This is a genomic window from Rhizobium sp. BK399 (assembly GCF_014194695.1).
Taxonomy (GTDB): domain Bacteria; phylum Pseudomonadota; class Alphaproteobacteria; order Rhizobiales; family Rhizobiaceae; genus Rhizobium.
Window position 1 is genome coordinate 1 of the sequence record NZ_JACIAH010000030.1, and the last position, 26,768, is coordinate 26,768.

26 protein-coding genes, 1 tRNA gene and 5 pseudogenes are annotated in these 26,768 nt (G+C 56.3%); 14 read left to right on the plus strand and 18 right to left on the minus strand.

Going from position 1 to position 26,768, the window contains the following annotated elements; genetic code table 11:
- Positions 1-354 (plus strand): transposase (locus FHT97_RS29690; protein WP_183865082.1); only part of this gene is annotated, 354 nt, incomplete at its 5' end.
- A gap of 70 nt (positions 355-424) precedes the next feature.
- Here the strand turns inward: FHT97_RS29690 and FHT97_RS29695 are convergent.
- Together FHT97_RS29695 and FHT97_RS29700 are read right to left on the minus strand one after the other, a co-directional pair.
- Positions 425-1,356: pseudogene (locus tag FHT97_RS29695) on the minus strand (IS3 family transposase); the annotation flags it as partial.
- Positions 1,357-1,467: 111 nt separating this feature from the next.
- Positions 1,468-1,842 (minus strand): annotated as a pseudogene (locus FHT97_RS29700) (substrate-binding domain-containing protein); the annotation flags it as partial.
- Between FHT97_RS29700 and FHT97_RS31315 the strand changes: the two are divergent.
- Positions 1,836-2,201, plus strand: a pseudogene (locus FHT97_RS31315) (glycoside hydrolase family 32 protein); the annotation flags it as partial. The pseudogenes FHT97_RS29700 and FHT97_RS31315 sit on opposite strands and share 7 nt — an antisense overlap.
- Positions 2,202-2,709: 508 nt before the next feature.
- Here FHT97_RS31315 and FHT97_RS29705 read toward each other — a convergent pair.
- Both FHT97_RS29705 and FHT97_RS29710 read right to left on the minus strand, forming a co-directional pair.
- The gene (locus FHT97_RS29705) at positions 2,710-3,069 is read right to left on the minus strand and encodes a type II toxin-antitoxin system PemK/MazF family toxin (protein ID WP_183759231.1); all 360 of its coding nucleotides are present in this window, start codon (positions 3,067-3,069) and stop codon (positions 2,710-2,712) included.
- Positions 3,069-3,332, minus strand: coding sequence for an AbrB/MazE/SpoVT family DNA-binding domain-containing protein (locus tag FHT97_RS29710; protein ID WP_183759232.1), 264 nt, complete (start codon positions 3,330-3,332; stop codon positions 3,069-3,071). The genes FHT97_RS29705 and FHT97_RS29710 overlap by 1 nt, the downstream gene beginning before the upstream one ends.
- Before the next feature lie 579 nt (positions 3,333-3,911).
- Here FHT97_RS29710 and FHT97_RS29720 point away from each other — a divergent pair.
- Positions 3,912-4,790 carry an IS1595 family transposase gene (locus FHT97_RS29720; protein WP_183759233.1) on the plus strand — a complete coding sequence of 293 codons (879 nt, stop codon included), beginning with the start codon at positions 3,912-3,914 and terminating at the stop codon, positions 4,788-4,790.
- Here FHT97_RS29720 and FHT97_RS29725 read toward each other — a convergent pair.
- The 3 genes from FHT97_RS29725 to FHT97_RS29735 are packed head-to-tail and all read right to left on the minus strand — an operon-like array spanning position 4,716 to position 7,720.
- Positions 4,716-5,177 carry a hypothetical protein gene (locus FHT97_RS29725; RefSeq protein WP_183759234.1) on the minus strand — a complete coding sequence of 154 codons (462 nt, stop codon included), beginning with the start codon at positions 5,175-5,177 and terminating at the stop codon, positions 4,716-4,718. The two genes, FHT97_RS29720 and FHT97_RS29725, sit on opposite strands and share 75 nt — an antisense overlap.
- Before the next feature lie 42 nt (positions 5,178-5,219).
- On the minus strand, positions 5,220-6,281 hold the full coding sequence (locus FHT97_RS29730) for a sensor histidine kinase (RefSeq protein ID WP_183759235.1): 1,062 nt from the start codon (positions 6,279-6,281) through the stop codon (positions 5,220-5,222).
- Entirely contained in the window at positions 6,278-7,720 is a 1,443-nt protein-coding gene (locus tag FHT97_RS29735) for an ATPase domain-containing protein (RefSeq protein WP_183759236.1), read from the minus strand. Before FHT97_RS29735 ends, FHT97_RS29730 begins: the two co-directional genes overlap by 4 nt.
- A 468-nt stretch (positions 7,721-8,188) precedes the next feature.
- Here FHT97_RS29735 and FHT97_RS29740 point away from each other — a divergent pair, with 468 nt between their 5' ends.
- Entirely contained in the window at positions 8,189-9,562 is a 1,374-nt protein-coding gene (locus FHT97_RS29740; RefSeq protein WP_183865083.1) for an HD-GYP domain-containing protein, read from the plus strand.
- Between the two features lie 961 nt (positions 9,563-10,523).
- Positions 10,524-10,636: transfer RNA gene (locus tag FHT97_RS29745), tRNA-OTHER, on the plus strand.
- A gap of 291 nt (positions 10,637-10,927) precedes the next feature.
- On the opposite strand, the gene FHT97_RS29750 is transcribed toward FHT97_RS29745, so the two are convergent.
- From FHT97_RS29750 to FHT97_RS29775, 6 genes and pseudogenes are all read right to left on the minus strand, one after another.
- A complete protein-coding gene (locus FHT97_RS29750) occupies positions 10,928-11,146 on the minus strand; it encodes a hypothetical protein (RefSeq protein ID WP_246712855.1) in 219 nt (72 codons plus the stop codon).
- A 1,995-nt stretch (positions 11,147-13,141) separates the two neighbouring features.
- Positions 13,142-14,932: a malto-oligosyltrehalose trehalohydrolase gene (treZ, locus tag FHT97_RS29755; protein WP_183759252.1), complete on the minus strand. Its 1,791-nt coding sequence runs from the start codon at positions 14,930-14,932 to the stop codon at positions 13,142-13,144.
- Positions 14,932-15,708, minus strand: coding sequence for an SDR family NAD(P)-dependent oxidoreductase (locus FHT97_RS29760; RefSeq protein WP_183759253.1), 777 nt, complete (start codon positions 15,706-15,708; stop codon positions 14,932-14,934). Before FHT97_RS29760 ends, treZ begins: the two co-directional genes overlap by 1 nt.
- Before the next feature lie 311 nt (positions 15,709-16,019).
- A pseudogene (locus FHT97_RS29765) lies at positions 16,020-16,244 on the minus strand (integrase core domain-containing protein); the annotation flags it as partial.
- 165 nt (positions 16,245-16,409) lie between these two features.
- Positions 16,410-17,231 carry an SDR family NAD(P)-dependent oxidoreductase gene (locus FHT97_RS29770; RefSeq protein ID WP_183759238.1) on the minus strand — a complete coding sequence of 274 codons (822 nt, stop codon included), beginning with the start codon at positions 17,229-17,231 and terminating at the stop codon, positions 16,410-16,412.
- 18 nt (positions 17,232-17,249) lie between these two features.
- Entirely contained in the window at positions 17,250-18,419 is a 1,170-nt protein-coding gene (locus FHT97_RS29775; RefSeq protein WP_183759239.1) for a zinc-dependent alcohol dehydrogenase, read from the minus strand.
- A gap of 442 nt (positions 18,420-18,861) precedes the next feature.
- Between FHT97_RS29775 and FHT97_RS29780 the strand changes: the two genes are divergently transcribed.
- The 4 genes from FHT97_RS29780 to FHT97_RS29795 all read left to right on the plus strand — a co-directional run bounded on the left by FHT97_RS29780 (position 18,862) and on the right by FHT97_RS29795 (position 21,443).
- Complete coding sequence (locus tag FHT97_RS29780; RefSeq protein ID WP_183759240.1) at positions 18,862-19,200, plus strand: hypothetical protein; 339 nt, start codon at positions 18,862-18,864, stop codon at positions 19,198-19,200.
- A gap of 82 nt (positions 19,201-19,282) precedes the next feature.
- Positions 19,283-19,894 carry an NAD(P)H-dependent oxidoreductase gene (locus FHT97_RS29785; protein ID WP_183759241.1) on the plus strand — a complete coding sequence of 204 codons (612 nt, stop codon included), beginning with the start codon at positions 19,283-19,285 and terminating at the stop codon, positions 19,892-19,894.
- A 659-nt stretch (positions 19,895-20,553) separates the two neighbouring features.
- Positions 20,554-20,994: a YetF domain-containing protein gene (locus FHT97_RS29790; protein WP_183759242.1), complete on the plus strand. Its 441-nt coding sequence runs from the start codon at positions 20,554-20,556 to the stop codon at positions 20,992-20,994.
- Positions 20,995-21,098: 104 nt separating this feature from the next.
- Complete coding sequence (locus tag FHT97_RS29795) at positions 21,099-21,443, plus strand: DUF2934 domain-containing protein (protein WP_183759243.1); 345 nt, start codon at positions 21,099-21,101, stop codon at positions 21,441-21,443.
- A gap of 64 nt (positions 21,444-21,507) precedes the next feature.
- Here the strand turns inward: FHT97_RS29795 and FHT97_RS29800 are convergent, their stop codons facing one another.
- Positions 21,508-21,696 carry a hypothetical protein gene (locus tag FHT97_RS29800; protein WP_183759244.1) on the minus strand — a complete coding sequence of 63 codons (189 nt, stop codon included), beginning with the start codon at positions 21,694-21,696 and terminating at the stop codon, positions 21,508-21,510.
- A gap of 238 nt (positions 21,697-21,934) precedes the next feature.
- Between FHT97_RS29800 and FHT97_RS29805 the strand changes: the two genes are divergently transcribed.
- Complete coding sequence (locus FHT97_RS29805) at positions 21,935-22,366, plus strand: pyridoxamine 5'-phosphate oxidase family protein (RefSeq protein ID WP_183865084.1); 432 nt, start codon at positions 21,935-21,937, stop codon at positions 22,364-22,366.
- A gap of 328 nt (positions 22,367-22,694) precedes the next feature.
- Here the strand turns inward: FHT97_RS29805 and FHT97_RS31320 are convergent.
- Positions 22,695-22,940 (minus strand): annotated as a pseudogene (locus FHT97_RS31320) (hypothetical protein); the annotation flags it as partial.
- Positions 22,941-23,176: 236 nt separating this feature from the next.
- Positions 23,177-23,656 (minus strand): hypothetical protein, encoded by a 480-nt coding sequence (locus FHT97_RS29810; protein WP_183865085.1) that lies wholly within the window; start codon positions 23,654-23,656, stop codon positions 23,177-23,179.
- A 131-nt stretch (positions 23,657-23,787) separates the two neighbouring features.
- On the opposite strand from FHT97_RS29810, the gene FHT97_RS29815 reads away from it, so the two are divergent.
- The 3 genes from FHT97_RS29815 to FHT97_RS29825 all read left to right on the plus strand — a co-directional run bounded on the left by FHT97_RS29815 (position 23,788) and on the right by FHT97_RS29825 (position 25,726).
- Positions 23,788-24,063, plus strand: a complete 276-nt coding sequence (locus FHT97_RS29815) for a hypothetical protein (protein ID WP_183865086.1) — start codon at positions 23,788-23,790, stop codon at positions 24,061-24,063.
- 247 nt (positions 24,064-24,310) lie between these two features.
- Entirely contained in the window at positions 24,311-24,574 is a 264-nt protein-coding gene (locus tag FHT97_RS29820; protein ID WP_183759248.1) for a DUF982 domain-containing protein, read from the plus strand.
- Between the two features lie 240 nt (positions 24,575-24,814).
- The gene (locus FHT97_RS29825) at positions 24,815-25,726 is read left to right on the plus strand and encodes a hypothetical protein (protein ID WP_183759249.1); all 912 of its coding nucleotides are present in this window, start codon (positions 24,815-24,817) and stop codon (positions 25,724-25,726) included.
- A gap of 121 nt (positions 25,727-25,847) precedes the next feature.
- Here the strand turns inward: FHT97_RS29825 and FHT97_RS29830 are convergent, their stop codons facing one another.
- A complete protein-coding gene (locus tag FHT97_RS29830) occupies positions 25,848-26,057 on the minus strand; it encodes a cold-shock protein (RefSeq protein WP_183759250.1) in 210 nt (69 codons plus the stop codon).
- Positions 26,058-26,308: 251 nt separating this feature from the next.
- Between FHT97_RS29830 and FHT97_RS29835 the strand changes: the two genes are divergently transcribed.
- Positions 26,309-26,563 carry a WGR domain-containing protein gene (locus tag FHT97_RS29835; RefSeq protein ID WP_183865087.1) on the plus strand — a complete coding sequence of 85 codons (255 nt, stop codon included), beginning with the start codon at positions 26,309-26,311 and terminating at the stop codon, positions 26,561-26,563.
- 19 nt (positions 26,564-26,582) lie between these two features.
- On the opposite strand, the gene FHT97_RS29840 is transcribed toward FHT97_RS29835, so the two are convergent.
- On the minus strand, positions 26,583-26,768 hold a 186-nt coding region (locus FHT97_RS29840), incomplete at its 5' end, for a zincin-like metallopeptidase domain-containing protein (RefSeq protein ID WP_246712856.1).

The following is a 26,768-nucleotide window of genomic DNA, read 5'->3' on the forward strand; positions in this document are numbered from 1 at the left end:
CCGAAGGTCGTACCGGATACCAAGCTCGGCGATGCTGTGTCCTACACCCTGAACCAATGGGATTACCTGACGCGTTACACCAGCGACGGCAGGATACCGATCGATAACAACATTCTGGAACGCGAGATCAGAGTTTTTGCCACCGGAAGAAAATCGTGGCTGTTCAGCGATACCGCTGACGGAGCCAGGGCCAGCGCCGTGATCTACAGTCTCATGCTAACTTGCCGCGCCTGCGGCGTCGACCCGCTCGCCTGGCTGCGCCACGTGCTCACAGAGTTGCCGCAGCGGGGCGATGCGGCGGAAATCGGCGACCTGCTGCCGTTCAACTTCTCCAAGACTACTGCCGCCGGATAGAGCCGGATCTCGCTACCAATGCGCGCACATTCATCGGTCTTGCCGTCGTCAATGCGCATCGAAAATCGCGCTTACCGTTGAACGCCTCGATGAATGCGCTATCGGTCGGTTTGCCAGGGCGTGAGAAGTCCAGCGTGACACCTTTCGCATAGGCCCAAAGATCCAGATCCCGGGATACGAACTCGGTGCCCTGATCGACGCGGATCGTCTTGTGATAGCCGACCTGGCGGCATACCCGCTCGAGCGTTTGCACAACATCTTCACCGCGATAGCTGTGCCTTGGGTCAAGCACAGGGGCGTAGCGTGAGAAGGTGTCCACCACGGTCAGAACGCGTAGCTTCTTGCCGGTGGCGAGCTGGTCGTGCACAAAGTCCATCGCCCATACATCATTCGGCCCTACCGCCATTTGCCGATCCTCCCGCAGCTTGGCTTTCACCCGGCGTTTCGGTGTCTTGTTACGCAATTGCAGGCCCAAGTCCCTATAAATGCGGTAGGTCCGCTTGATGTTGGCACCCCAACCCTCGCGCACCAGCAGCACATGCACACGACGATAACCGTACCGGACACGGGTCTCGCAGATCTCACGGATACGACGCTCAAGACCGGCCTGATCGGCACGGCGGGAGGTGTAGTGGTGGGTCGACCGATCGAAGTCCAGCGCCCCACAGGCACGCCGGATCGAGATCGCCCAGTCCTGGCACATGCCTTTCACCATCTCCCGCTTGCGAGCAGGCCTTAGAGCTTTCGGCGAATGACGTCCTGCAACATCTCGCGGTCCAACGTCAGATCCGCGACGATCTTCTTCAGCCGTGCATTCTCGTCCTCGAGCTGCTTCAGCTTCTTCATCTCCGGCGGCAGCATGCCCGCGTATTTTTCCTTCCAGTTGAAATAGGTCGCCTGGCTGATCCCCGCCTTCCGGCAGATCTCGGCGACCGTCACGCCTTCATCACCCTGCTTCAAAATGAACGCCTTCTGTGCGTCCGAAAACTGCGATGCTTTCATCGTCTTCCGTTCCTTTCCCAGCCAGGAAAAATGCACCGGAAAACTCTAGCCAAAACTGGTACAGTTTGAAGGGTTCAGATCACAAGCGACCTGCGTGTTTCCGGTCGTCGCCTACAAAGCTTTCACCGACGTTCGCTTGAGCAATTTACAGGGCACAAGGCGTCTGCTCGGACGAGCCTTGTTTCCCGCAACTACGCTATTCAACAATTCCGCCCCTTCTAAGCCCAGATCGTAATAAGGCAAGGCCGCAGTGGTAAGTTCCGGCTTCAGCGCCTGGTAAAACGTCCGGAAATCGTCAAAGCCGACGATACTGACATCCTCAGGAATGCGAAGGCCCAATGCCATTGCCGCAATGTATATTTGGATCGTCATTTCGTCATTGCCGCTCATGATTGCGGTCGGTCGATCGGTTTCCCGTAGCATCTCCGTTGCAACGGCAAGAACGTAGTTCTTCTCCGCTCCGACCGGTCCTTCCATTCCCAGTCGGCGAGGCCCAAAGTGGTCAATATTCGCTGCCGAACGCCCCTATCGAAATCCGGCTTTCTGGCCCGCTGGAGGGTAGCAAGATTGTCGCCACGCAAGGTGGCGAGCTTGCCTTCGAGGCAAGCATCGCCGACGGTGTCCTTTCCATCCGGCTAGCCCAGGACGATGGCTCAATCCAATACATGGCGACGCTTGGCAACGGGAAGGACCTTCGGCTGTTTCATGACAGCGGGATCGACGAGATTTTTGCCGACAGCGGAGCGGTTTGCGGAACCCGCCGCAGCTATGCGAATGTCGAACCTGATCAGCTCGAGATCTCATCCTCCGCTTCAGCGTGGGTATTTGAAAGGCATCCGAGATGATTTTCTGGTGCGGCGAAGCTCTGATCGATGGACGTCCCACGTGACGACAATAGGGGAGACAGCTTTGTCCGTCCTCTGTTGTGTCGGAATCGGCGACGTCGTTTCTATCAAGGTTGGAAAGATCACGCTGTTTGCGGCCAGCCTTGAACCCGCCGCGTGAGTATCGAAACTTGCACTCGAACACGGGGTTATGGATCAGGAAGCGCCTGCACGGCACTATGATGCGCTGAAACTGCGCCGGTAATCGAGAATGACCCACAGATGGGGGGAGCCGCCCGTAGCGGCATACTGCTCGTCGCTGTGGCGGCCGGATGAAAGCAACCATGCTTCGATTCGGGTGATCTCAAACTGTACAGCGGAGCCTTAGTCTGAGGCACCATCAGCTTACGTCTGGCTCAAATTTCCGGCATTATGGAGCAGTTGCCACAAACCGGATTAAAGGCTCATGGCCCCTTGGGGTGGAATAGACAAATTTAAGGTGATGGTTCTCGGCCGGTGTGTTGGCCGACTAAGCAGGGTCGATCATGCTGACCACTCTGGCGACAATTTCGTCGATGGTGGAGGCATCCAGCGTGTCGACATGTTTGGCAGTCTTTTGCTTCACCCGTTCCAGGATGTCGAGTGCTCTTACCTGATTGCAGAGAGCCACACCGGTCGTTTTGTGGCCTGAGATATTGACCGCAAGACCGGCTTTGCGGGTGAACGCACCGCCCGTCGTAATGGGAACTGTAAGGCACATGCCGACCATATTGATTTCACGAGGGGTGATCACGACACAGCAATGATCATCCCTCATTTCATTGCCTACAACGGGATTAAGATCGATGAGAAAGACGTCGCCACGCTTTGGAATGTTGCTTCGGACCATCAGAACACTTCGTTACCAACGGGCTTGCTAACATTCCACGAGGCCGCTTCTTTATTGAGCGCAGCCATTTCATCTGCTCCTTCGAGCAGCTCAGCCAGCGTATATCTTTTCTTTCCCTGCTTCGGGGTCGCCACAAGAGACCCATTATTGACAACCAAGGTCAACTCTGTGCCGACTTCGACGCCGAGCATCTTCAAAAGCGCGGGAGGAATGCTAAATACGGTCGCGCCGCCCTGACGGCGAATCTTTGCTGTGTTACTCATCTGATGAACTCCAGTTTGTGCTACTTAAATAGCACATTCTTTGAATGAAGCAAGGTTGCCCTCGCAAGCTTCATGGATATTTTTAACTGGACTGTCACGCGTAAAAGCAATTCGAATCGACTCCGAATGATATCCCTGGTATCGGTCCTCTCGTGTTCAGATCGATACGAATAGAGCGCTGACCTTCTGCCTCCGTCCTTACGACGGAGCGGTCCGCTTATGTCTCGCGTATCAAACGGAAGCCTGAACATGCTCCGAAGCGAATTCCCATCCTGAGGCCGAACTCCTACGACCCCTTCTCGGCAGGAGACCGGAGGTTCGAAATACGACCGTTGCGCCTGGCCTGACCCGAAAGAGGGCTTCGGGCAGCATCCGCTGCTCCGCCCTGATGGCCGCGATCTCGACCCGGAGAGGGTCTGGTCGCTAACCGAGGACGATGCCTACGGTCTGTTCGTTGATTTCCGCTGGGTCGACAACGGGGGCAATCCGTTTTGCCCGCGCTGCGGCTGTCTGGAGCCGTACAGCGTCCGACGTCGCCGCTTTCGGTGCTCGGAGCCGGAGTGCTGCGCCGAGTTCTCGGTGACGTCCGGAACCGTGTTCGCCAACCGGAAGCTCTCGTTCAAGAAGATCATCATGGCGATCTGGGAGGAGGTCACGACCGCCAAGGGCATGGCGGCGCTCCATCTGAGTCTCAAGCTCAATGTCCAGTACAAGACCGCCTATGTCCTGCTGCAGAAGCTTCGCGAGGCCGTCGGCCTCCGCCGCGACGCGATCAGACTCCAGGGCACGGTGCAGATCGACGGGAAGTACGTCGGCGGCGTCCTTCGCAAGGCGAACAAGAAGGAGGAGCGCAAGGACGGTCGCAAGAAGGAGAACCAGAACGGCAAACGGATGTGCGTCCTCGCGTTAAGAGAGGCGAATCGACACGCTCCGAACCGGACGCTGACGCGTGTGATCATGGACGAGAACGGCAAGGATGCCTGGGCGGCCGTGGCCAAACATGTCGATCCGAAGGCGCTCCTGATCGCCGACGAGCATAAGGCGTACGACGATCTTATCGGCCTTGTTCAGTTGACCCGCGTGAACCACAGCATGCAACCAGGAGGACGACGGCACGAATTCGAACGTGATCGAGAGCTTCTTCAGCCGTGTCGAGAAGGCCTGCAAAGGCATCAACCACCGCTTCTCGACGAAGTACCTCGACTGGTACATGGCGATGCTGTCATGGAAGGAGGACACGCGCTACATGGGCTTGCGCTGGCAATTCGCCGATCTCCTCCGAACCATCGCCAGCAGGCTGACATCGCGCAACCTCTGCGGCTACTGGCGGTGCGCCGCTTAGAACATCGTCGACCAGGTCTGGCTGCAAGGCGAGCCGCCGGACTAACGGCTGATTTCCCAGAGGTGGCGACGACCGTGTGCGGTGCCAGCCTGTCGCACCAGTCCCTGCTTCACTAAACCATTCAGCGTTGCGGAGAACCGACTGGTGAGGGCGGACTCCAATCGTGACGCCTCGCTCCCGAGATCGCTCTCGTTTGCGAACCTGTCGGCAATCTCCGCTGTCGTCGTCGGGCGCTCTGCGCGGCGAAGGATGTCGAGTACGATATGGCGGTTATTCCTGCCCTTGAGAAGTTCGGTGACGCGACTGCTTGCTGTTTCCCTCGACGACGTGCGGCTTGCCTTCGAAGGTGGCGCAGCCAGCTCGAAACCGGGGTCATAAACTCTGATCACCGTCTCGAATGCGGATTTCTGAGCTTCGAGGACGACAATCTCGCGCCGCAGCTCTTCCATCTTGCCGTCGATCTCGACCAACTTGGCTTTCAATTCGTCTAAGACTTCCACCATACTCAGCACTCCCGAGGCACCCTCAGGAGATAGCATCGGCCGTCAGGGGAATCTTGTGGCAACTGCTCCATAATGCCGCAAATTTCTGAGGGGGCCAATGACGTGAAAGCGGAAACCCTGCGGAGCAAAGACGATCTCTGGTGCAGTACCAAAAAGAGAGGCTAGCGCTGAACGGACATACCTGGTCCCGTAGCCCTGTCGCGTCGGCGCAACTACGTTGGGGCCACCCGCCTCCACCCACTCAAGAGAAAAGGTTGGTGTGTTGCTTGCTGAAACTTTCCAATCGATATTGACGCAGCCATTACCGACTGAAAGCGAGCCGTACTTGATGGAATTGGTGATGAGCTCGTGTAGACAAAGAGCAATGGTCGTTGCAGAGGCGCGACTGATTGTTACATCGGGACCGTGGGTGTGGATACGCATCAACTCCCTAGTGTTGTATGGCGAGACCGTGACGTCAATGACAGACACCAAGGACACCTCATCTCCGCCTGCATCAAAAAGGGCAGTGTGCACATCCGACAGCGCTCTCAGCCGACCCGAAAAGTCTCCGGCCAAGTCCTCTGCAGTTACTGCGCCGCGCTTCGTCATATGAAAGATAGACGTCACGCTAGCAAGTATATTTTTTATGCGATGATTAAGTTCGTGCCGCAGTTCAACCTCTCGTTCGATGGAGTCGCGGACCTGCTTCTGACGTAGTCGAACAAGAAGGTTGGATTGGATGCTGTTGACCAGTTCCAGCTGGCTGATCGGGCGGATATGGAATAAAAGACGGGCTCCCGGCCATCGATTTTGCAGCTGCGTGCGAATCTGCTTGATGGGCGCCGACCGCTCCAGGAGCACGAGTATCGGCACCTCTGACCAATCGGGCTGTCTGACGACATAGTCCGCAACGTTGGCAACGGCCGTTGGCGTCAGAGCCTCATGCGTGATGACTATGACGCCGGGAACTTGCCATAGAAAACGGACCATGTCCTCTATTTTGCACTGTTCGACCCGAATATCTTGCTCACGAAGGGAAGCAGCTATGTAGTCGGAATCCTTGCGAAAAGGAGCTAGCACAAGAACCCAGTCCAGCTCGCCCTCGGTCGGTGCTGCGTTCATTTTGGATCAGGGAGCGGATTGTAGGGCAGCACACTTACGTTGCCGCTCTCGATCAGCAACTCCTGGATATTAAGGTCGTGAGGACCGTGACGCTTCTTCACTACGGTAATGTTTCGGCGCAAACGTCCTTCGTGCTCCATTATGCGCAGAAGAAGAACGGTGTCGCCGAGGAAGCTGACGTCAACGTCGATTCCCACGTTCTGACCTATCAAACCATGCTGGGCTACGATTAACATGGTCAGCACACCGGAGCGAGCGAGGAACTTTAGCAGCGATTGAATATCGCGAACTGCCTTTTCCCGATGTGGCAGCGAGTTCAAGTAACCGGTTAAGCTATCGATAACTACCACGCGAGCCTTGTTCTGGGTAACGGCATCCTGAACAATTTGGCCGAACTCACCCGGCGAGATTTCATTTGGATTGAAGTCACGCAGAATGAGCTTGCCTTCCTTGTGGAACTGCCGCAACTCCATCCCTAGGCCCTCGGAGCGCCGGAAAAATGTCTCCAACCGCTCCTCGAACAGGAAAAGCGCCACGCTTTCCCCTCGTTGTAGCGCGGCCGTTGCATAAAGAGATGACATCGTCGACTTGCCGGTCCCAGATTGTCCAATGACCAGGGTTGTGGTCCCCGCCTCCTGACCCCCACCGAACATATCATCAAGCGCTGCAACTCCCGACTTTATCAGTTCCGGCTTGGCAAGCTCCGATGCCGTGTTCGGCATAATCCGAGGAAATACGACAACACCCTCGCCTTCCCGGATGGCCATGTCGTGATAGCCGTCCGCGACCGGAACCCCCCGCATCTTGGAAATCTCAATGCGGCGGCGAACGCCGCCATACTCCTCTAACGCTTTGTCGAGCCGTATGACCCCATGTGCAAGACCCTCCACTTCCTCCCCGCTACGGTCATAGCCGGCAACCTGCGTATCAAGGAGCAACGCAACGACGTTCCGTTTAGCTAGAAACGACTTAAAGCCAATCAACTCGCGCCGAAACCGGGGGGAATCCCCGGTGATCAAGCGGATTTCTAGAAGCGAGTCATAGACAAGACGGCGGGGTTTGTGCTCATCGATTGCTGCCTCGATCGCCTTTCGCGTCTCATCGAGGCGAAGGTCGGACGTTAAGAATATGCTCTGATCATCAGCCTCGCTGACCGTCCCGGAGGTCGTCAACTCTTCAATTCGGATCCCGTCAAGCGACCAGCCATGCGAATTGGCGATAGCCCTGAGTTCCGCGGATGTTTGAGAAAGCGTTACGTAGATGCAACTTTCGCCAGCCTCGACGCCCGCGCGCAAGAATTGAAGTGCCGCGGTCGTCTTCCCAGACCCAGGCGCACCGTGGAGTATATAAAGATTAGACGCGGGCAGCCCTCCGCGCAAAATCGCGTCAAGGCCTTCTATCCCCGTGCTGACAACAGCAGGCGTTCCTCGCTTGGCCATTTCTCATCTTTCGCAAAAGACATTGGACGCACTTGGAAAACGGCGCGTCATCATCGTTGATAGATGATGGGATGGTTTATATGGGACTCTGCGGAAACATCAAGGCCAGCACGTGATCGCTTTAATCAGCGCAGTGTCCTTGACGGGGTTAAACACGAGGTGACAGGCTTGAATGTCCGCCTCTGGCACCACACCAATTATCAGAATCCCTACCGTAACTCGCGGACGTCGCCTTGCTCACTTCGTGAATGCCGAGGAGAAGCGAAAGTTCCCTTTGGAACCTTCGGAGCGGCCCGAGGGCGTGCGAGAAGATAGGTCCGCTCGGTTCTTCTAACGGATTCGACAGCTCAACTTGGAGCTGCTCGACGAAATGCACTGACATTCGACCAGTTAGTATGCGCAACAGGATGAACACAATGATTTCTAAAGAAATTTATGTGAAGCTATGGCAGGCAAAGGACGGTCGATATGAAGACGATCCAGATAAGGCTTGCAGAAATCATTGAAGCGTTGAGCAAGGCCCTCGACATGACGGAGGGGCAGCCGCCCGGGCATTGCATTCGTGCCTGCTTTATTGGAACGCACATCGGTCAGGAAATCGGCATACCGGACACCGAACTGCAGGAACTCTATTATACTTTGCTGCTCAAAGACCTCGGCTGCAGCAGCAATGCTGCGCGCATCTGCGAGCTCTATTTGACCGACGACCTTTCCTTCAAGCGTGATTTCAAGCTCGTCGATGGCAGTCTTTCCCAGGTACTACGCTTCGTGCTTGGCCATACAGGCCTGCAGGCTGACCTCGCGCAGCGTTTCCGTAGCATTCTTAACATCATGCAGAATGGCGGCGAGATCGTCACAAACCTCATTCAGACTCGTTGCCAGCGCGGGGCTGAGATCGTCCGGCAAATGCGCTTCTCGGAAGCAGTCGCCGCCGGCGTGCTCAATCTTGACGAACATTGGAATGGCGGTGGCCGGCCACTTGGAATTGGCGGCGAGGCAATTCCCCTGTTCTCACGGATCGCCCTGCTGTCGCAGGTGGCCGATATCTTCCAGATGAGCGGCGGCCCCACGGCAGCCATAACCGAGGTGCGCAAGCGTGTAGGCACTTGGTTCGATCCGGCGCTTGCGGCCGCCTTTGAGCGCGTCGCCGCCGACCCGACCTTCTGGGAAACCCTTCGGTCGGATGTGTTGGAGACCGTTGTGCTGGAAAGCGAGCCCGGCCGGGAAGCAATCATGGCCGATGATGACTATCTGGACGACATCGCCGCAGCCTTTGCGCGAGTGATCGACGCAAAAAGCCCTTACACCTCCGGCCACAGCGATCGCGTCGCGCTCTTTACCGACATGATCGCCGAAGAGATGGGCATCGATGCGGGCAATCGACGGTTCCTGCGGCGCGCCGCCCTACTCCACGATATCGGTAAGCTCGGCGTTAGCAACAGCGTGCTCGACAAGCCTGGCAAACTCGACGACCAGGAATGGCAGGCGATGAAACGTCATGCCGCGTTCTCGGAGGAGATCCTGTCCCATATCGGTGCATTTGCCGACGCAGCTCGTATCGGCGGCGCTCACCACGAGCGCCTCGACGGCACAGGCTACCCGCGCGGGTTGATGGCGGACGAAATTCCAATGGAAGTGCGCATTGTGACTACGGCTGACGTCTTCGATGCTTTGACGGCGGACCGGCCTTATCGGTCGGCGATGCCAATTACAAAGGCAATTGCGATTCTTTGGGAGGATGCCGGGCGATCTCACGATCCGATTTGCGTCGAAGCTCTGGAACGTGCGATCGCCAGAACCTCCCTGAGACAGGTAACGGAGATCACGCATAGCGCTGCTTGAGCTGAATTCGGCTAAACGCCTCTAGTTACACTGAGCCGCACGTTTACCACTGTCTAGAAACGTTCGTGGTTTCGAGGCACGAAAGGATCGGTAGCGCGCGTCGCCTCGGTAAGATGTTCTGTAGCGGCCAGATTATCGCCAAATGGCTTGAGGCGTAGAATGCCGCCCTGATGATGCCTTTCTTCGAAGCCTCCGGATGCGAGAGCAGTTCGAAATACAGTCACTGAAGGCACCATTTGTACGGCTGTTCGGCTCTGAGGCGACCGCCTCGAACAGCGCCGAAAAGTCATGCTAGCGGTGATGTAGCGGGCTATGCGGGTCTCAATCCCTGAGGCTTCACAACACGACCTCAAACTTCTGCGGACGCTCCCATTCGGACGAGCCAGGCTTGAAGCCAGCCGGGAGGGAGGATTACGGATAAGAACGCCGTCGCGAGATCAGAGGAGTCGGCTTCGGGAACTCGTAGCCAGAAATGGGAAATTGCTCCCCCGAGCATCGCGACGAAACGATCTTCAGCTGGCGACAGGTCGAGCCCGCGTCGCTTAGATATCATGAACGTAAGCGGGCGGATGTGCCACGCATGGCGCTGGATCTGGGAGAGGACCCCTTTTTCAGATCTTCGGAAACAAGATCTTCCGGATATGACCCCAACCCAACCCAGCTTTAAGCAAATCGTACTTTGCTCCCAGCTCGTTGACGCGCCATTGTCGCTCGCCTGCGACTGATACAGCCGACTTCTCCGCGTTAGGCTGATTGTCAGTGACGACAATCTGGACGTGGCACCTTAGCTCGACTCGAGACCACCGCGCCCGGCATAGCCAGGGGATGTGAAGGACCGCAGACCTTGACCATGCGGGTGTCGCACAGCCAGTGTCTCTCGACAGCGCTGGGCTTTAACTCCGGAGCTAGCATACAACGACGACATTCGGGAACAACCGTGACCCCCCTGCGTTACGTTCGCAGCCGAGCGTAAGCGTAATTGGAGCGCGGTGCTCTCCTTATCCTCAGGTGTCCTGAGGTCGCTTCCAGCCTTCGAGCTGTGACGCGGGGTTCGAATCCCTGCCTCGGCTACCAAACCAATATTGCCATCGACATCGGTTCGCTTAACTCAACCAACACTACATGCTTCGCCGAGCTCCGGAATGATTGCAACTTATGCTCCGTGTCGTGTGGTGACCCTCCCCCATCACAGGAAACGACTTCCCTGAGATTCCTGCGCCGCCTGCAGCGCATCGGAGCAAAGGAGGTTAGGCTCATTACATTACAGCTGTCGCCGCCGTCCGGTCAGGGCGAAGCAAGGGCGGCGACGTGAAATTTTGCATCCAAAGCATTCTCTAACACACGGCAGTTGACAGAATATATCGTTCATTCCCGTCTGACACCAAACCTTTGGGAACGGCCTCGGCGCGCTTCCTGAAGCGCCGCTATCGCACCGAGCCACTTGCTTTCGAGAACATCATGAATCGCGAACCCGATCTTGTCCGCGCTAAAATCCATATTTTCCAGTTCGCCAATGAGTGCGGTTAGTTTGGGATCGACGATGTTGTAGAGTTCGTCACCATTGTTGGATCGCACATTTGCCATCGTAGACACCCCTCCAAGTCTGGCGGGAGAGAATGGCCTCGCGGCTCAAATGTCCGCCCATAAGGCCTTGTCACGCTGATTTGTTCATCGACATCGCGGTTCCCGGGTCTCAACGGCGACTACGGCGTAACGGCGCATGACATAGCACGGATCGGCGCGGCCCCATTAAAGCAACCTGGGTGGGGTTTTGTGGATCGACGAGTGACGCGTCCGTTGGAAAAATCAAACGAGACCCTCCCCTCGCAATGTGGTTGCTTCGATGAGGACTTCCCTGACGTTGCGGCAGTCATCGTGCCCTTCTAAAGTTTACTCTAACGATAAAACAGTGAACTATTGTTTTTGTACATTGATTAGGCGTTGCTCATACTGGTAGGTTGCCTTGGTGTTTGCCGCGAACGACTTCTTTTGAATGAGGGAGGCTGGTCTTGCGAAAGATTGCCGTGAATGAGGACTATCTCGTCAGCAGCCTGGCCGATGACAGCATCTTGCCTTGGACTGCAGTGCTCAAACACATCGACCACAAACGATCAAATCTAGCTCCAAATAGAAAGCTACCGACGAACTTTTCGTTCGTGAAGGTTGCCTTTAAGATCCTCTGCCGGGAGAACAGCGTTTCGCACGATAGAAGGACAAGCATTGAAATTGCGGCACTTTTGGTCGCTCTCGTAAGGGAGGGCGCGCATTGCGAAAAGGAACTGATTGACGGTGTCCACCAGAGATGGTCACCATTGCGCGTTCACTAGGGTAGGCCGAGCCTTTGCTGCTTGCGCATGTCGGGGCTGGTTTCTCGGCGTATAAATTACCGATTCCCCGCTGGCGGCGTGTCAGCCGGTGTCAGCTATAACCGTTGGGACACGCTCATGATATATAGGTCAATCGAAGCTGACATCGCGCGACTGCCCGAGCACCACGGCTTTCCATCAACATATGGTGAAGCTCGCTGCGATGAAATCTTGTTTAAAGAAATGGATAGATCACGCGAACTGTCGGTAAAACGCTCCCTCGCGCAGACTGAATTCCAATCTGACGGCGAGACCGCCGCTGCTGCCCCCGCCGGATGTATTGCTATGTACGCCAGCAGACCCGCCAACCGACGCATTCATGCCAAGGCCCCCGCTTGATGTCTCCAACGCTCGCGTTGACGCCATCAGCGCCACCGACTGAACCGCAACGCCCGCTTCTACCATTCTGCCCGCCGATATCCACAGCAGTGACTGAGAGAGGCTTAGCGAGTGCCGCGCATCCGAGCAAAAATGCGGCAACTGCCGACGCCGGTTCGGGTAAAAGACCGTCTGCAGCAACTTGGCACTGTTCCAGAAGAACCCGTGCTCGCTGAAACCTTGAGCTTTCCACTGTGGTGGCAACTCAAGAACTAACGCGGTCTGATCCATGCGGCGCATAAGATCGACTCTCGCAGTGGGGTTCCCGCACGCCACACGGTCCACAACCTTCACGAAATCTAACCGACTGTCGTTTTGCTTGAAGCTGACGATCTGGCAGGTTATCGTATGGGAGTTGCCCACTCTCGGGCGCTGCTCATCACCTTAGCCCCACTCTATGGGGCTCCTTTTTCCAATCAGATTGAGACAGAAAGCTTGGGAGTTTCCGATACTACGGCGGGGTTGATTGTGCTAAAAAAAGAACAAAGGAGGAACGCAGGTTGAATGGAGTTCGCCATTACCCACCAAAGAAGTCATTGCAGAATGCCCTTGCTGTGGTGGTGGCCAGCGTACGGGAGCACGCGAGCGCGAGTCAGAACGCCGGAACAGGCCTTCGGCAAGATCGAAATCGGCCTGCCGCTGCCAAAGGTAAAAGGGCAGCAGCTGGCTCTAGATCTCCATTGAGGCAGCTGCGAGAGGCCTCGCTCCAAATTCGGCCGCAATTGTGGCCGAGCCGCGGTCTAGTCTTGGTCTAGCGAGCTGCCGATGTCTGCCGTCTTTCGTGCAGTTCTTTTACTGAGACAGTGCCGAAGAAGTCAGTCACACCCTGCGGCTTCTATCCACTCCCGTTTTCCTCCACAATCATGAAGGCGCTGACGGAATTTGGCGGCAGCGTACCGCGTTTGTGCGTCAAGACCGGATAGATCTGTGCATTGGGCGGTAAATCACATTCAAGCTCAATATCCGATAAATTCGCCCGCAAATGAAGCTCGTGATCGCCGAGCTGCCATCCCACAAACAGGCATCGATCGAGCGACGGGACCACCTTGCCGGAATGACCTTTTGCTTGGATCAGATGCGGTACGATACACTTCCGCCGGACACTGATCAGTCGGGTGAGCCATTCTCGCCAACGCAACCGACGATCCATGAATGCTTCGCTCCATAAAAGCTTGCTGGACTGAAATGTCGCCAAGTGGTTGGGGTCCGCAATCTCGCCGTCTTCGGTATCCCGGGAAGGGGAGCCAAAATTTCTCGCTTCCTTTGGTCTGCTCTCACGCACCGTACGGGCGAGTTCCCCCTCATAGTCGGCGAAGAAGCGAAACGGTCGTGAGCTCAGATGGTCATCGCCCATAAACATCAACGGGATTTGAGGTGACAGCATCAGGATTTCGGTGAAGGCACGGAAATTTTCTTCACCCACCAAGCTGGAAAGGCGATCGCCCTGCGCCCGGTTCCCTACCTGATCGTGATTCTGCAGAAAATGCACGAACGATGTAGGGGCAATTGCTTCGGTTGGAACCTTCGCGCCGCCCAGTGTCTGCACTCCCTCCCTCACATATCCGCTAGCCAGGGCTTGGCGCAGTTTAACCCAGGGAGCATCCTTAAAGGGTGCGTAATGACCAGAGTTCTCTCCGGTGGCGACGACATGAAGCGCGTGATGGAAGTCATCATTCCAGTCGGCCTTGAACAGTGGACGCCCATTGCGATTAGCGATCATGTCCGTCCCGTTGGCCGGATTCTCCGTCATCAAATGAACGTGGCGCACATCGAAGTGGCGGCTGACTCTCTCCGATATCTCCTCAAGGATATGATGATGGCTCTTGTCATCGATCTGGTCGATTGCGTCCAGTCTCAAGCCATCCAATCTGAATTCACTAAGCCAGTACATGACGTTGTCGATGAAATATTGACGCACGGGGATCCGCTCGAAAGCGATGCGTGGTCCCCATGGCGTCGGACTATCGCTTCGAAAGAAGGCGGGAGCATAGGTCGGAAGATAATTTCCTTCAGGCCCGAAGTGATTATACACGACGTCAAGAAAAACCATCAGACCAAGACCGTGAGCCGCGTCGATGAAGGCTTTGAAATCCTCTGGAGTGCCGTAGCTATTGTGAGGCGCGTAGTGAAGGACACCATCGTAACCCCAGCCACGGCTGCCGGGAAATTGCGCAATCGGCATCACCTCAATCGCGGTGAACCCGAGATCCGCTAATAGGCCCAGCCGCTCTGCTGCTGCCCGAAACGTTCCGTCTTCGGTGAACGTCCCGACATGGAGTTCGTAGATGATGGCTTCTTCCCAGGGCCGACCCTGCCAATCTGGATGTCTCCAGTAGTAGGCGTTTGGATCCACGAGCATGGATGGACCTCCGACATCGCCCGACTGATATCTTGAGGCAGGATCGGGAACAGCGGTGCCATCCGGAAGGATGAAACTGTAATGCGTCTGAGGAGGCACATCGCTCCTGAGTGTCTCGAACCAACCATCCTCCTTTCGATCCATGGAGACATCTTCGGAGCCCACCCTCAGCGCCAACGCTTTGACGTCGGGCGCCCAAAGTCGAAAGCAGATACCGTCCTCCTGGTACGACGGTCCCCAGGCAAATCTTTCCAACGAGCAAGTCATCAACGCAGTAACCCCTGTCCGCCATCGACAAAGACAGGCGTTCCGGTGACATGTCTGGCGGCATCAGACAACAGGAAGGCAATGACTTCGGCGACATCGCTACTCATTCCGGGCACACCTCCGGTAATTGGAACTTGTCCGTCCGGCCAGATCACCGGGATGGCTGTCTCCCGCTCACCCCTCAGGGCCGTGCTGGCTTCGATATTCGTCTCGATCTCCCCAGGGCAGACCGCGTTAATACGGATATGGTGTCGGGCGAGCTCAAGCGACAATTGCTGAACCATGGCAACCTGCGCGGCCTTTGTCGCAGTATAGGCGGTCGCGCCTGGGGTCGTGAACGTTCTTGTTCCATTGATGGAAGACACAACGACGATTGATCCTCCGCCGTTCCGTTTCAGCTCGGGAACCGTGATATGCAGTGTCAGAAACGTACCCGTCAGATTGACGTTGATCGTTTGCTGCCATTCATCTTGCGTGAGATCATCGATCGGAGCCCAGACGCCGTTGATACCTGCGTTCGCGACCACCGAGTCGAGACGACCATATTCATCCACCAATCTTCTCACGCTTTCACGCATGTCACGTTCGATACTGATATCCGCGACCAATGTCAGAGCGCGTCCATTGGCATTGCGGATGTCGCGCGCCGTAGCCTCAAGTTCGTCGGCGGTGTGTCCCAATAGCCCGACAGAAAACCCGTTCGCAGCGAGGCAAATTGCTGTCGCTCGACCAATTCCAGAACCTGCGCCAGTCACAAGCGCGACAGGTGTAAGCATGTTTGAACTCCGTTCTACGAATTGCATCGTTGGCTTGCCGCTCATATACGGCCCAGTAACGCCAAAGCTGGATAGCGGTTCCTGAGGAGGCCCCCCCTCAGGGGTGCAAAAGCCTCATTGACGCCTTGAATAGAGGGCTTGCATATGCCGGTGCGGGCCGTCCCTCAGCAACGGAACTTCCAATTGTCGCAGGGGTAGGCGTGCATGAGAAGCACAGACTGAGAAACTGCGTTATGTCGCGGTCGTCGTCAGAGGTGGCTCGGTTTGTCTGAACAGATTGCAGCGTTTCGCTAAGTGGATTTCCGCCTCGACTATGCCGCCACCATCATCGGTGTCAGCGCGTTGAACTTAGCCTGATCCGGCGTCTGCCGGTCAAGGGATGAGGTGGACGTCGGGTATTGGAAAAAAGTCAGATAGCGGCCGATGCCAGTGCGGGCCTCGGACACGGTCTTATAGGCATGGAGATAGACCTCCTCGTATTTAATCGAGCGCCAAAGCCGCTCAACGAAGACGTTGTCCCGCCAAGCGCCCTTGCCTTTGGGATCGCCTGGGCGATTGCATTGGCCTATGTCGTTGTCGCCAATTTGGGTTTGGTCTGATGCCGATACGTAGTGACCCCAGGATCAAAACCGCTCTGAGCGGTGTTGATTTGCTGGGGATGAGGCCCCAGAAGAAAAACTGGGGCCTCAAGCACGTCCGACCTATTGGCTGCCGCTCTTGTCCTTGCCAGTACCGGGCGCCGCCATTTTTGCATGCTGTGAGGCGAGCATACCCGCGGGCGTGACGTTAGCAACCGCGGCCTGAAATTTATTTTTCCATCCCGAAACCACGTCACCGTCACCATTCATCATTGCATCGAAGCCGGCCCGGGCAACATCAGATGCGTCGTCCTTTTCGGCCTGTCCCACCTCGGTGTCGAGCATATCGGCCCGCTCGAAGAAACGGGTTTCCGTCGCTCCCGGCATAAGGCAGGTCACCGTAATGCCGGTGTCTTTAAGCTCCTCGCGCAAGGCGAAGGAAAACGAATTGATGAAAGCCTTCGTACCGTTATAGACAGCCTGGTAGCTTCCAGGCATAAAGCCGGCGATGGAGCCAGTCAGAAGTATGCGACCGACACCGCGTGAGCGCATCTGGCGAGCAATCTGCTGCACAAGGTATGTTGTACCGAGAATGTTGGTATCGATCACGCGCCGGACTTGGGTAAAGTCCTGGTCAAGAAAACCCTTTCCAAGTCCCCTACCAGCATTCGCCAGCAGAAGGTCAACCGACCGCCCGTCTGCTACGACGGCTTCGACAAGGCGATCGACGCCTTCCATTGTCGCAAGATCGGTTTCGATGGCCTCTACAGCGGTCCCCAGATCACTGAGATGCATGCCAATGTCATCTATTTCAGGCTCGTCTGCTGCTATAATGAGGTCATAGCCCTTTGATGCGGCGATCTGAGCAAGCTCGAGACCGATTCCGCTCGAGGCTCCTGTGACCACGGCAAGCCCTTTGGCTTGCCCGTCGTGTGTGCGTTCCATTTCGCTTTTCCTTTCGAGTCAAGGCCTCATTACAACTTTGATGCACCCGTCCTGCTTGTCACGGAACGTCTTGTAGAGGTCCGGACCTTCTTCAAGCGTTGCACGATGTGTAATGATGAAGGATGGGTCGATTTCGCCAGATTGGATCCGTTCCATCAGCAACGGTAGGTAATGCTGGACTGGAGTCTGGGCCATTCGAAATGTCAGCCCGCGATTGATGGCGGAACCCATTGGAATCTTGTCCAGGAAGCCACCGTAGACGCCCACGATGGAGACGATACCGAAATTTCGGCAACAGTGGATCGCCTGGCGCAAGACGTGTGGCCGATCGGTGCCCATGAAGGTCGCCACCTTGATACGGTCAAGCCGGGAATCCCAACTTGCCGACGCGTCTGCTTCAGTTCCAACGGCATCGATGCAGGCGTCTGCACCGCGGCCGGCTGTCAACTCCATGATCTTGTCGTAGATATCCTCATCCATGAAATCGAGCGTGATTGCGCCGGACGCCGCGGCAAGAGCCAATCGTTCCGCAACGGTATCGATGGCAATGACGCGTTCCGCTCCAAGAATGAATGCAGATCTGATTGCCATCAGACCTACGGGCCCACAGCCCCAGATCGCAATGGTATCGCCTGCCTGAATGTTGCAGAAATCCGCGGCCATGTAACCGGTCGGAAGAATATCGGAAAGAAACAATACCTGTTCGTCAGTCAGGCCTTCGGGAACCTTTATTGGGCCGACATCGGCATATGGAACGCGAAGATACTCCGCCTGGCCGCCACTGTAACCGCCGAGCAAATGGGTATAACCGAAGAGCCCAGCGGGCGAATTGCCCCACATTTTCCGCACCTTGGAGGGGTCTGGATTTGAACGCTCGCATCCAGAAAAAAAGCCACGCTTGCAGAAGAAGCATTCTCCGCAGGAAATCGTAAAGGGAACGACGACACGATCGCCGACTTTCAATTTCTTGTTTTCCTTGCCGACCTCGACGACTTCGCCCATTGTCTCATGTCCCATCACATCACCACTGTGCATGTCGGGCATTACACCGTTGTAGAGATGCAGATCCGAACCACAAATTGCACAGGCCGTAACCTTGATGATTGCGTCGCGACCGTCCTCAATCGTCGGGTCCGGCACGCTTTCACAGCGGATATCGTGCTTGCCGTGCCAGGTGAGCGCTTTCATGGTCGATCCTTTCCAGCCAAAGATGAGCGAACTAAACCGCGACCTTCGACACTTGTTCCCATCTTCATGGGTAGCCCGAGGGTGCGCAGATACCTTTCGCATCCGAAAAGGTCGCGCGTTTCAGGATCATGGGACAGCTAGTTCGAATGGCTGGATACAGCCGGAGAAAAATGCCTGTCTGCGAGGATGCAATCTAGTTGGCTCCGGCGATGGCAGTTTTCAATTGGTTTTGGCCATCGGTTTGCGCAGCAAAGCCGTGCGTTTGTTGGGCCGCGACGATGGATCTTCCGTGCACACGGACCGCGTCCCTCGACCAGACCAACGAAGTGACGGGCAGTGCCCATCGCGCAATGGACGAAGAAGTTCTATGGCCTGCGGGTGGAACAACCTTCCAAGCTTGGGGTTGTGAAGCGGTCAGACACTAAACAATATGGAGATTCCAATGAAAAAGGTTCTTGCTGTCGCGCTTCTTTCCCTCGGCATGGCGACATCTGTTTATGCCCAGTCCAATCCAGTGCCGAACAATATGGCGGGTGACAAGACCATGGGCGAAGATGCGGGCGGCGGCGCAAACGGTGACGTACAGACGCAGACCGGAACCAACATGCCGGCGGTCGTTGATCCCAAAGCCACCAACAGCACGACTGGCGGCAATACCAATGCAACCGGTACGGTCGACAGAACGCGCTGCCCAGCACAACCGGCTCCTGGCTCCGTCGCGACGCAAGGCGGCAATGGCGGCGCTTCGGTGAGCGAAGCATGCCCCGACAATCAGCAATAGCGAGAGAATATTGAAAAGGCCGGCGAAACCGGCCCTTTCCTCGTGAACCCGGGATCCGACGGCACGGCGATGGAGACGAATGATGGCGCTGACAGCAATCTCCCTCAATGCAACTTTGAAAAGAAGCGGCGGCGATCCGTCCTCAACAGACAGGATGCTAACTTTGATCACCGAGGCGTTGGATCGAGAAGGCGTGAAAAGCGAGACATTACGACTGGCGGACTTCAACATTCTCCCTGGCGTTACCTCAGATGAAGGGGCTAGTGACGAATGGCCTGATATAAGAGCCAAGATTCTTGCCGCAGACATGTTGGTCCTTGGAACACCTATTTGGCTGGGACAGCCTTCAAGCGTCGCGAAACGTGTGCTGGAACGAATGGATGCGTTTCTCGAGGAGGTTGATGACGCTGGTCGAATGGTCTCGTATGGCCGCGTCGCAGCTGTTGCTGTCGTCGGAAACGAAGATGGCGCACATCACGTTTCGGCGGAACTTTTCCAAGCCCTTAACGACATCGGCTTTACGATCCCGGCAAATGCGGTCAGCTACTGGGTCGGCGAGGCCATGGGCAGCGTGAACTTCGTGGATCTGGCCAAAGTCCCGGCGGCAGTCACGAAGATGGTCGAAACGCTTGCCCGCAATAGCGTTCATGTTGCGAACCTCCTTCGGCGAGAACAATATCCGGGGCAGCGGTGAGGCGTGCTCGATGAGACCTCCGCGGCAGAACGCGTTCATTTTCGGGGACGCGAAAGCACCGACATCCGACGGGCGACGTTCCTCGGGGTATGGAGCGATAGCAGCACGTGGCCGTCAGCTGATGAACGATAGTCCGCATCTCCCCTCCACGGTTCGTCGCCATGGACGCCCCTGATCATCCTGAGGGCGTAAAGGACCATAGTAAATTCCAGCGGTGCTTTTGGTTCGTCCAGCGATGCGCGTGGATCGGTTTTGCCGCAATCCTGGTTGCATGTCTTCTTGGTTTGTTTGGCCGGGGGGGCCTCTTCGCCGAAAGAACCGTAACGGTCCGAGGTGGAATCATGGAGGTGCCTGCTATCTCACGCTGGCACGCGCCGGAGACAATAAAAATCACATTTGATGCATCTGCAGATGTAAGGACATTCCTAGTCGATGAGGGCTTTCATCGGACGTTTTCCCTCGAGACTATCGATCCACGACCGTCGGAGACCGTCGTTGTGGGTGGCCGGACTGGCTATCGATTTCCCGCCGATCCGCGTGCCAAGCTTGCGGTGATGTTGAGGCTTCAAACGCAACGACCCTGGCTTCGGAAGTACCATATCGGCATCGGGACCGAGGTGGTCAATCAGTCAGTGTTCGTTTTTCCGTAAGGGGAAGAGATGGACTCCGTCATTCGCGGACTTGCGATCTACTTTAGCCTACTCCTCATTATCAGGCTGTCTGGGCGTCGGACCTTGGCGCAGATGACTCCGTTTGACTTGGTGATTGTTCTCGTCATTTCCGAAACGACGCAACAAGCAATGCTTGCAGACGACTTTTCGGTCACCAACGCAATCATTCTCATCCTCACACTTTTCACGACCGATATTGCTCTGTCCTATGTAAAACGAGGGTGGACACGAGCTGCGCATGTCGTTGACGGTGTTCCGACAATACTTGTAAGCCACGGCGTCTACGACGACACCGCCTTGCGCGGCTGTCGGATGGGCCGGGATGACATCATGGAGGCGGCTCGAAGCCAGCAGGGGATTGAAACGATCGATGACATCAAATTCGCAATCCTCGAGGTCAGTGGAAACATCAGCATCATAAAAAAATGAGACTTGTACAGCCCGCGGGCAGTAGGCCCCTCAAGCAAATGCGGACTGAGGAACTTCTTCGCTCATTCTACGTTTGGGACAGCATTCTTCCAAGGAGCATCATCATGGCAAAGCGACCGAACACACCGATCCAGGGGACACGTCCCGATGGAGGAACGATGTCAACACCCGACGCCAGTAGCGATAAAAATGTTACCGATCGTATCCGCAGCCGCGCCTATGAGATCTGGGAATCCGAGGGCAGCCCGGACGATCGTCACGACGAACATTGGCTTCAGGCGGAACGTGAAATCCTTCACGGCCACGACCAACTGGACAGCGACGATGTGCCGAACCTAGATGCGCTACGCGAAGCGGCGCGCCAACACAGGGACGTCTTTATCGTCAAGAGCGATCTGGAAGACGCCGATGAACGCGAAGCCACGCCTGGTGTACGGGAGCAACCGTGACGGGAGTGACCGATTTTCCGACCTCTCCTTATTTTCCGGGAATTGCAGGTTGTGCGTGAAGCGATCAACCTGCGCCGGCCGGATCGCCGATCGGAAGAAGTGCAGGATCAAGGGGTGGGTCGTTTGGGTTCTTGTTGTCCGCAGGATCCTGTGCGGGCGTGAGTGGCGGTTTCTCCTTCGTCCGGTCCGGGATGCCCGATTCTGGTTGAGGGCCGCGGGGTGTCTCTGCTGGATTGGGGACTGAAGTCGGCATCTCTGATCTCCTTGCCGTGATGAAACGACAGATAGATCGCTTTGTTCCGCAGCACGCCAGGTTCGTGTTTTCTGCCGTCGTCGGCCGTCCAAGGCAATTTACCTGTTTTCAGTAAAGGCAACTGAGCACTAATTTGCTTGCCACAATCGAACACTACACTGTTGCTCGATCTAATTTGCCCGTGAATGGAACAGCCCTCGTCTTCAACTGTTTTGCGTCGCACAGATGGAGAAACAACATGACAACAATGACGCTTCAGGAGTTATCGGAAAAACTACGGAAGATCGATGTCTGCATGATGACGACATATAGCGGCAACGTGCTTTCCAGTCGACCGATGAGCAACAATGGCGAGGTCGAATATGATGGCGATTCCTGGTTCTTCAGTTACGAGGCCACACGCAAGATCTACGATCTGAAAAGCAACCCCGCCCTGTCGCTTACGTTCACAGCGCCTCCTGGTCTTCTCGGAAAGCCCGGAATTTTTGTTTCCGTTGAGGGCAAAGCTGAACTCATCAGAGTTCGACAGGAGTTCGAGGCCCGGTGGACCGACGGGCTTAATCGTTGGTTTCCAGAGAAATTCAACACGCCGGGAATGGTGCTGGTCAAAGTTCACGCCGAGAAGATCCAGTACTGGGATGGTGAGGAGAACGGATCCATTTCAATGTGATTATAGTCCCTCGCGACGGCATTCAGCTACCTGCTGCCCTACCCTAACCAGCCGGTCTCTATGTCGGTAAAAACCTGGCACGACCGAGTCGCCCTTCGCCAGGACAGGGCTTCAACCACCAGCGACTTGAAAAATTGCGGCTCTTTGCTACGGGCAACTTCTTCGACCACGGAACCAAAACTACAACTTCAGCGTTCATGGCAAGAGGCAGGAGATGGAGGAAGCCCCGTGTGTGATCGGTCAATTGGTTTGCTGATAGCCGTTGAAATCTGTGCATTGTTCTGGATTGCTGTGGCCATTCTGGTGTTTGGGACACATTAGACAACATCTAAACCTGGTTGGACAGTAGCAACACTCGAAGGGCGACTAGGTGGCACCGTGCCGACCTCTTCGATAGTGGCGTAAGTAAGCGTTCATACTCGCGTTCTGATGGGCTGGGGCGGCGAGCCGCGAGCATGATTGACCGGAACTCATGCGTCAGCGGAAGCTCGTCACCATCGATTCTATAATCGCAAATTAGGAGCCAGCGGGCGAGCCGCTCGGCGACTCGATAGTTCACATTGGTAAGGGCAGTACAAGCCGTTTGTACGAGTGCGTATGGATCGCATCGCATGTTGCAGGACATGTCACACAGGCGGTCACGCTCTGGCGTCCAACCGAACGCGACCGAACCCGCTGGCCAGCAACAGTTCCAAAATCAGACAGACAGTGCCGGCAAACGGCGTACCGAGCGGAGCGAATGAGCGCCAGAACGTACTCCGGCAGCCAATTGAAATTGTACGTGGAAACACGGGTGTTTTGAAGGAATGACTAATTGGAAGCGCTTTTCTGCAAAGCAGCCAGGACAGCGGGAGCGGCTGCGGTTGTCAGCGCTGCAACAGGGAGGCGCCTCAGGAATCTTGCCCCGACGAAGGCTCCGATCATGGCACCAGCGAGTTTTGCCCATGGGTAATCCCCAAGCTGCGCGTGCGCTGCAGCGTCTGCCCACTCGGCTCGCGATTGCACAACCGTTGCGGCCCGTTCCACCACGACAGCGAGCCTGTTGCGGAGGGTTTCGATATCACGTCTAATCAAATCGATGTCATCACGTATCTGGGCGAACTTGACCCGCTCTCTCTCTTCTCTTCGCCCCGTCTTCTCTTCTCGGAAGAGGTCCGTATCTGCCGTCCGATGGCCAGCAATTACATTTTCGTTGGGACCCGATGTTGAGTCGGGAAAAACAGACTCCATGATTTCCTCGAGCTCCTCATCATCGATGCTTTCGGCGTCTGGGTATTCGCTCTTGATCATTTGGCTGCTCCTGAACTGGCTGGATCAGGAACGCGCGCCGCGGCGAAAAGATGCATGCGCCTCGTGCGGTTGACAGGAACATTTCGCCAACTTGAGGAGTTCAACAGCATCACTCAAAGAGGACACTGCAGATGCAACTTATCGATACGAGGGTCAGTGACGCAGGAACCGAGGTCATGGTGGAGTTCGTCGGCGAAGGTGGGGAAAGTGTTCTTGTCCGTATGAGCAATGAGGACCATCTCCTTGACGATCAGAATGCGATCGATCATGCCAAGGCAGTGATGGTGCAACTAACGGCGTTCGACGACAGCGGCGCTACCCGACCGGACGAGTCGAATAGCCGCCCTACGCGAGATGACCCGCTGGTGGATACCGAAAGCCTTCTGCCCAGTGATCTGTCGCACTGATCCAGATCGCCTGCCGGGCGTTTGACATCGGCCTGCTGCCATGCGTCGGCGAATGGGGAGAGTGTTGGGCGTAACGGCTCGTCGGTTCACGTTTGCCGGTGCGCAATGACCTGAGATCGGTTCGATCCGACAAGCCCCAGTCTTCCGCCAGCGCTTCTACTACCGGTTGCTTCCGCTGGGCCACTTGGGCCAACTGGAACGATTATTGCATCGCCGCTAATATTTCCGAGCGATGAGGGCAATCGTTATGAGTCTGAACACACCGGATAAATTTCCCGCTGTAAGACTGCTCTTTGGTGGCGCACAAAGATACAAGCTGGTGCAGAACGTCGCAGATGCCGCAATGGTTCTGGTCGAGGATTGGCCCTGCGATGACGGGGAAGAATACATCAATGCGCTTGTTGTCTGCCTGAACGCCTACAAGCGCGCTGCGCCGGCCCTTGCAGCCAGGGAGGCCCTTCTCCGCGCTGCCGATGAAGTGCGCATTCCTCACCTTTCAATTGTCTGCTGATGACAACCGGGACAGCTGCCTCCCCGTCCTGTGTTTTCGAGGATTGCGTCGCGCGGAGCGGGGCAGCCGCGTCAGCCGCCATCTATAAGGGAACAAAGAGGAACTCCTGGCGTTCGGGACCTGCAAAACTGTTCCAACTTTGGAGGTATTGAAATGGGACGTGGTCTTCTCCTCTGGCTTCTTGGCATTCCACTGCCTATCGTCATTCTACTTGTTCTTTTCATGCGCTAGGAGTTCGAGATGTCTGTAGCGTATGAAAGAAAAGCTGACGTGATGCCGATCGAATCTTCGAAGTCCGGGATGTCCTGGGGGTCGATATTCGGAGGCGCGGTGGCAGCAACTGGTGTCACATTGATTCTGCTGCTTGTCGGTTCAGGTGTGGGGCTGACTATGGTTTCGCCCTGGTCGGGCGAAAGCAGTTCTGCTGCAACGGTTGGTGTGACTGCAGCAATCTGGCTGGTCGTTGTCCAATGGCTCTCTTCTGCTCTGGGCGGCTATCTGACGGGCCGGCTGCGGACCAAGTGGGCAGCAGCCCATACCGACGAAGTGTTCTTTCGTGACACAGCCCATGGTTTCCTGAGCTGGGCGGTCGCGACGGTGTTCGTGGCTGGCTTTCTCGCATCGTCATTAACCTCGCTGGCAAGTGCGGGAGCAAGTGCCGTCGGCACGATTGCAACCGGCGCTACAGTGGCAGGCGGCGCAGCTGCAGCATCGTCCTCGGGGCCTGATCTCGCGACCTCGTACTTCACTGACGCTCTTCTCCGACCCGAGCAACAGACGGCAGACCGCGCCGGTGAAACCAATGGTGCTGCGACGGCCGAGATTTCCCGCATCCTGTTGCAAGGCGCAAAGAATGGTTCGATCCCTGATCAGGACAAAACATATATCGCCTCCATCGTTGCCGCTCGCACCGGCTTGTCTGAAGCCGATGCCCGCGGCCGGGTCGACACGGTCCTGAAACAGATCGATGACGCCAAGACAGCAGCCCAAACGGCGGCTGACAAGGCAAGAAAGGCGTCTGCGACCACTGCCATGCTCGGCTCGCTGTCGCTATTGATCGGGGCCTTCATTGCGTCCGCCGCCGCTGCTCTGGGCGGCAGACAACGCGACGAGGAAGAGGACCTTGTTGCGATCGGTCGCAGCAAGATGTGACGATCAAAAAGAGCGCTTCGGGATAGGACGCGCTCTTCTTTCGCTCAAAGGGTTTGTCCCCATTGTAGTCGCGCCTGGACCGGGATCCCGCCTCCTCAGCCGGAGACGAAGGAGCGCGATATCAAAGGGCCTTGATGTTTTCAGCCGATGACTTGCCGGACCGACGGTCAGCGACGATGTCGTAGCTTACCTTCTGGCCTTCGCGCAGGCCATCCAGGCCGGACCGCTGCACAGCCGAGATGTGAACAAACGTATCGCCCGACCCATCGTCTGGCTGGATGAAGCCAAATCCCTTGTCCTGATTAAAGAATTTTACTGTTCCTGTCGGCATGTGCCACCTCCTGTGAACCCCTGCGATGCAAACCATAAACGGGCAGCAGGCAATGACAAGCCTTGGATGCGCAAATCTCGGAACGCAATGACCGTGATGCCACATGGAACCGGAAGCATGACTGGCCACCGGCTTTCAAGATCTCGAGTCCGGCGCTGTGGTGGCCATTGTTCACGAACTTGAATCGATCAGCGTGGATCGATTCAAAACTCTCGTTGGACGAGGAGGCTGCCGGAAGCGAATCTGTCTCCATGCTTCAACAGCCCTATCACCTCTACATCGAGCGGAAGGACGCCAACCGGAACGTGGCGCGATTTTATGCGCTCGAGGTTTCCGCTAGTCTGTTTGGAGATACCTGTCTGACGCGGCGATGGGGACGTATCGGCACGCGGGGCCAGGTCAGGATCGAACATTTCGCCCATGAACAGGCTGCGGTGGACACGTTTCTTCATCTGCTAAAGGAGAAGCGATCCCGAGGTTACAGGACGAGATCGCCAGCCGTTTGATGCGGGAGAGGCAGGCGGCTCACGCCGCCTGCCCTTCGTCGTTGTCGTCGAGGTCAGTGTCCTCCGGCTGCAGGTGGTGCAGGTAGGTGACGGCGCGCTGTGCATGTCCGGCCGCAACGAAGATGGCGCGCTTGTCGTTTGCCAAGACCTGCAGCCAGGAGGCAAGGTAGCGTGCATGATCGGGCCGTGGTTCAAGTTCGGGCAC